Origin of the sequence: Rodentibacter rarus, assembly GCF_001998965.1 — a bacterium.
GTDB lineage: Bacteria > Pseudomonadota > Gammaproteobacteria > Enterobacterales > Pasteurellaceae > Rodentibacter > Rodentibacter rarus.
Genome location: NZ_MLHJ01000040.1, coordinates 1 through 6,081, shown reverse-complemented (window position 1 = coordinate 6,081; position 6,081 = coordinate 1). Strand labels below are relative to the sequence as shown.

Below are 6,081 nucleotides of genomic sequence, written 5' to 3'. Positions count from 1 at the left end.
GTGCTTTTGTACTCATAGTCAAACCTCTACGACTATTCTAATGTGAATGTATTGAACTGTCAGTAGAGGTTTAGATTTTCACATTAAATTTCTCACTCTATGTGTCCAAAACGAAAATTCCAGCTAAGTTTTTCTCATTTTTCTGTCTCTTTTTCAGGGCTACATCACTGTAAAACCCTATTCTATAAGCTTTTGAACTACTTAATTCTGCTTATTACAACTTACATACTAATTTCTCATTCTTGGTGGCTGGGGTCACCCAATAATATAAAAATTAAGTTGCACGACAGGTTACGAAAATCTAGTTATTTTTGATTTGTTGAGCTTGAAATTTAGTTAAGATCATTGGGTTATAAAACATCTTGAATCAATATTCATAGATATGTAAAAAAATTAAAAGAGTTAGATAGCTTTGTTGGTAAAAGTTGATCATTTGAACTAGCTGTTTAAATTGATGTTGTTAATACTTTGAAGCCAGAGGAGTCATTGACTCAACTATCTCAACAACTCGGTCAGGTTGAGTATCAAAAATTCCTGAATTAGAAACAGAAATTCTACTTTAGAAATAACCCCAGTCTACTTAAAATACCGGGATTATTTTTTATACTGAAACATCAGTACATTTGAACTTTATTTATTCCTATATTTATCTTAATTTATATATGGGGGATGTCGGATGGGGTTATACACCAAATCAAAAGTGCGGTCAGTTTTTGATCTGCCCCCAAAAAGTTAGACTCATTTAATTCAAGGACTGAGTTCTGTATTACACGGGGCTTAGTCCTTTTAGTTTTGCTTGAATCCGTTCATGATTATAGTCATGAATATATTCATGAATCGCTTTTTCAAGTTGCTCAAACGTTTCAAATCGATTGCCGTAATAACATTCCATTTTTAATCGGCAAAAAAGCTCTTCATCGCACCATTATCCAAGCAATTTCCCTTTCTCGACATACTTTTCCTAATCCCATTTTCCTTCAACAAACGTTGCTCCCCCTGCATTTGATATTGCCACCCTTGGTCTGAATGAAGAATGGGGGGGACCGTCCAATTTTAAAATCGCCTGCTACATCATTCCGGTAATCAGCCCAAAATTTGGGCTTGGTGCCAAGTCATAAGCGATAATTTCGCCATTACACAGGTCTTTAATTGGTGATAAATAAAGTTTGCCTTCAGCGCATTTAAACTCACTGACATCTGTTAGCCATTTCTCATTAGGTGCCGGAGCAACAAAATTACGCTGTGATTGATGCTCATCGTTTTTCTTAATGCTAATGTCATTCGAGGATAGCCATATTTACCGTCATTTTTGTGATAAACCCTCGTGACTTTTGCTTAATCGACACATTTTTATCGACTTTAGGTTTTAAGTAATAAAAGAAAACACTTCGTGCCAACCCAATTAAACGGAGTAACAACTCAAGTGGAAAGTGAATACGCAAGGATTTTATGATTTCTGCCTTTTCTCCATTTTTTGTTGGTTGTGTTCCTGCCACTTTTTTAAGATGGCATTCTCCGCTTCAAGCTCTAAAATTCGGTAGCACAAACGTTCTTCTGTTTTGGGCGGTGGCGGCATTTTAGGGTATTTGGATTTCATGATGGGACGATCTTTCGGTTTAGGTAATAAACCGTTTATACCTTATTTTCCAAAGGCTTTCACCCATTGGCTAATCACCCCAGGGTTGGGTATACCAAAATGGAGGTATTTCCTATAGAATAGTGTCCATTTTTAACGGCTTGTATGACGGTTAATTTAAATTCAGTAGAATAGATTTGTTTGAGGTTTAGTATCGTTAAGTCATTGATTCCAAAGTGATTAAATCGGATAATCCAACGATGTAATGCTTGGCGATTGAGATGAAATTGTTTGCGTGTCAGTGATCGATTTTTATTGTGTTGGAGATAAAATTCGAGAACTTGCTGTTTGAAAAGTGGGTTATATTTAGTCATAAAAAATCTGCACCTTAGTGAGTTGGACGATTAGTCCAAATTTTGGGGGCAGATTATTTTTTATTCGTTTTTATTTTAGCGTTTAACGACTTTAGCCTGTTTAATCATATTATCTGCCACTTCAAGAATGGTGATTTGCAAGCCTTCAATTTCACAAACCGTACCCTCATCAGGAATTTCCTCTAAGTGCTCAAGAATTAAGCCATTAAAAGTTCGGGCATCTTCGGTATCTAATTCCCAGCCAAACATTTTATTCAAATCACGTAGATTCGCTGATCCTTCAATGAGTATAGAACCGTCTGATTGTTGTATTACTTCTTCATCAATTGTTGGGGCTGTTGAAGTGGTAAAATCCCCCACGATTTCTTCTAAAATATCTTCTAAAGTGACTAAGCCTTTAATGTCGCCATATTCATCGACCACCAAACCAACACGCTCTTTATTAGCTCGGAAGTTCATTAATTGTGTTTTTAATGGCGTGCCTTCCGGAATGAAGTATACTTCATCCGCTGCTCGAATTAACGTTTCTTTGGTGAATTCATTTTTCTCCAGTAACAAACGAAAAGCCTCACGCACACGCAAAATACCCAGTACCTGTTCGTCTAAACTGCCTTTGTAAAGCACCACGCGGTTATGGGCGGCATGATTGAGTTGGCGCATAATCGCTTTCCATTCATCATCAATATCAATTCCGCCAATTTCATGGCGAGGAACCATAATGTCATCCACGGTTACCGTACCCATATCAAGAATGGAAAGCAACATTTGCGGATGTTGTTCGTCAGGGGTTGCCTCCCCTGCTTCGGTTACAATACTTCTTAGTTCTTCGTGGCTAATGATTTGCTTTTGCATATCCGGTTTTAGCCCCACTAATCGCATTAATGATTTGGTAAAAATATTCATCAACCAAACTAACGGATAAAAGATCTTCAAAAGAAAAGATAAAATGTGGCTCGAAAATAACCCCACTTTCTCAGGATACATCGCTGCAACAGTTTTGGGAAAAATTTCAGAAAACACCAACATAACAAAGGTTAATAACCCTGTTGCCATTGCGACACCGGCATCGCCATATAAACGCATTCCGATCATTGTTGCAATTGCAGAGGCGCTGATATTGACAAGATTATTGAAAATAAGAATAAAGCTTAACAAGGTATCGGGCTTTTCAAGCAATTTTTCCGCTTTTTTTGCCCCTCTATTATTTTGTTCGGCAAGAAAACGCAAGCGATATTTGTTCAGCGACAGTAATCCGGTTTCCGAACCGGAAAAATACGCAGATAAAACTAAACAGATAATGAGAATGATAAATAAAGTACTAAGGGGAATACTATCCAAGGGGTAATCCTTTTATTCGTTAATCATCATCCGTAAGTGATTGAAGGGTCAATATTTTCCTTGTTCATACTTACGGTCCAATAATAAAGGCGAATCCTTGTTCGCCCTAATTTTAAATTAATCGACTACCGAAATAAGCAATCGTGAGAAAAATGATACCTGAAATAGCATAAATAATCATCCTTTTTCCTCGCCATCCTAATCGCCAATGACCAAAAAGTGCAATCCCAAATATCAGCCAAGTTAAAAATGAAAAGCCGGCTTTATGGATATTTTCCGCAGTGACGCTGTTAATCGAATGATAAACACCGGAAATTAAGGTTAATGAGAGAAGAAATTCCCCCACCGAAAATAATTTGAAGAAATGGCGTTCAACGGTGATAAGCGATGGCATAACTGGTGAAAAACGTATTTTTTTCGCTTTCAAATGATGATCAATCCAACCAATTTGAATGGCATAAAGCATGGCAATAAAACAAACCGCATAGGTGAAAATGGATAAGCCGATATGAAATAACATGGCGGAGTCTTGATTTAACAACTGAATCATATGACTTGGCATAAAGGTGGCTAAAATTAAGTTCAAAATAGAGAAAGCAAAGACAATTGGCAATAAAAACCAAATGGAATTCACCATCAATATCGCCAAAGTAGCCAGTAGCGCAATGCTCACGCTCATCAATGAACCGATTTGCATAAGGGTGAAGGTATGATCTTCGGCTAAATTTTGTAAAGAGGGATATAAACCGGCGATATGAAAAACAACCGCCAAAAGTGCGGTCAAAAACAGCTGTGTTTTTTTAGGACGGGATTGAACATTATCAGTTGATGTCAACAAAGGGGCGATCATCAGCACGCTTATCAGATAAAACAAAATCGAAAATACGGCAAACCACATAATTTGAGCTTATTTGTTGAGAATGTTTCACATTTTAACGTTCTCATCCGCAATTCGCCATAAATTTATTTGAAATGATGAAAATCCCTTAAATTTCGGTATAATCACGCCAATTTTTGATGAAAAACAGGATGAATGATGTTTGAGAATTTATCGGATCGCCTTTCTAAAACCCTACGGAATATCACGGGAAAAGGCCGTTTAACGGAAGATAATATTAAAGAAACTTTGCGTGAAGTGCGCATGGCATTACTGGAAGCGGATGTGGCATTACCGGTGGTACGTGAATTTATCGCCAAAGTGAAAGAAAGCGCACTGGGCGAGGAAGTCAATAAAAGCCTCACACCGGGTCAAGAATTTTTAAAAATTGTTCAGCGTGAACTTGAAAAAGCCATGGGAGAAGCGAATGAAAGCTTAAATCTCGCCACGCAACCTCCTGCGGTCATTTTAATGGCGGGTTTACAAGGTGCGGGGAAAACCACCAGCGTGGGAAAATTGGCAAAATTCTTGCGTGAACGTCATAAAAAGAAAGTGTTGGTGGTTTCTGCTGATGTGTACCGCCCTGCGGCGATCAAACAATTGGAAACCTTGGCACAATCTGTGGGCGTAGATTGCTTCCCATCAGATATCAAACAACATCCGGTGGAGATTGCCAAAGCCGCCCTAGCTGAAGCCAAGCTTAAATTCTACGATGTGTTGATTGTGGATACGGCGGGTCGGCTACATGTGGATGGCGAAATGATGGATGAAATCAAGAAAATCCACAGCGCATTAAATCCTATCGAAACCCTCTTTACCGTTGATTCTATGATAGGGCAAGATGCGGCGAATACAGCGAAAGCCTTTAATGAAGCGCTACCACTCACTGGGGTCATTCTTACCAAAGTCGATGGTGATGCCCGTGGCGGTGCGGCGTTGTCTATTCGCCAAATCACAGGCAAGCCCATAAAATTCCTTGGTGTCGGCGAAAAAACCGATGCCCTTGAACCTTTCCATCCGGATCGTGTTGCCTCCCGTATTTTAGGTATGGGTGATGTGCTTTCCCTGATCGAAGATCTCGAACGTTCGGTAGATCGTGAAAAAGCGGAAAAAATGGCACAAAAATTCAAAAAAGGCGATGCCTTTACTTTGGATGATTTCCGTGAACAATTAATTGAAATGAAAAAAATGGGCGGAATGATGTCCATGTTAGAAAAACTCCCGGGTGTGAAAAATTTACCTGAGCACGTCAAAAACCAAGTGGATGATAAAATGTTCATCAAAATGGAAGCCATTATTAATTCCATGACATTAAAAGAGCGGGCAAATCCTGACATTATCAAAGGCTCCCGTCGCCGCCGTATTGCATTGGGTTCCGGCACACAAGTGCAAGATGTGAACAAATTGCTCAAACAATTTGATGAAATGCAACGTATGATGAAAAAAATGCGTAAAGGCGGTATGTCGAAAATGATGCGGGGTATGCAAGGACTAATGGGTGGCGGTCTAGGCGGTCTCGGTGGCTTAGGGGGAATGTTTAGACGTTAAGAGCAAGTTATAAATGCGGTAAAGATGGTTGCTCTATCCAAAATTGGACTAAATGTAAACTGATCAAGGTGTAGATTTTTATAACTTAAGCACAACTCAATTTTTAAACAACAAGCCATCGAATTTTATCTATAAAATGATAAAAAACCGCTCGCTGACACATAAACATTTTCAGTTCAAAAGGAGAACATTAGGTTGTTGGATTGCTCTCTTTAACTATTTAGCATCAAGGGAGCTATATTAGAACATATAAACCTACTCATCTGGATTTAAATTTACTGTTATACAAGGGACAAGCTCCCTATGGAAACTTGCTCCCTATTCAATAATTGATAAGGAGCAATCCGTGATTGTCAATGATCTTCCAA

General features: G+C 38.6%; 3 protein-coding genes and 1 pseudogene. 1 reads left to right on the top strand and 3 read right to left on the bottom strand.

All coding sequences use genetic code 11. The annotated features are described in order from the left end of the window. Window positions 1-766: 766 nt before the first annotated feature. From BKK50_RS12180 to BKK50_RS05220, 3 genes and pseudogenes are all read right to left on the bottom strand, one after another. Window positions 767-1,950, bottom strand: a pseudogene (locus BKK50_RS12180) (IS3 family transposase). Between the two features lie 75 nt (window positions 1,951-2,025). Further along, window positions 2,026-3,288: an HlyC/CorC family transporter gene (locus BKK50_RS05225; RefSeq protein ID WP_077416010.1), complete on the bottom strand. Its 1,263-nt coding sequence runs from the start codon at window positions 3,286-3,288 to the stop codon at window positions 2,026-2,028. Window positions 3,289-3,400: 112 nt separating this feature from the next. Next, window positions 3,401-4,186 carry a cytochrome C assembly family protein gene (locus tag BKK50_RS05220; RefSeq protein ID WP_077416008.1) on the bottom strand — a complete coding sequence of 262 codons (786 nt, stop codon included), beginning with the start codon at window positions 4,184-4,186 and terminating at the stop codon, window positions 3,401-3,403. Between the two features lie 138 nt (window positions 4,187-4,324). Between BKK50_RS05220 and ffh the strand changes: the two genes are divergently transcribed. Next, window positions 4,325-5,713: a signal recognition particle protein gene (ffh, locus tag BKK50_RS05215; RefSeq protein ID WP_077416006.1), complete on the top strand. Its 1,389-nt coding sequence runs from the start codon at window positions 4,325-4,327 to the stop codon at window positions 5,711-5,713. Window positions 5,714-6,081 lie beyond the last annotated feature (368 nt).

What these genes read in the sequence shown, in the direction of transcription:
- ffh (WP_077416006.1), top strand. Translation starts at nt 4,325, where the DNA reads ATGTTTGAGAATTTATCGGATCGCCTTTCTAAAACCCTACGGAATATC.
- BKK50_RS05220 (WP_077416008.1), bottom strand. Translation starts at nt 4,186, where the DNA reads ATGTGGTTTGCCGTATTTTCGATTTTGTTTTATCTGATAAGCGTGCTG.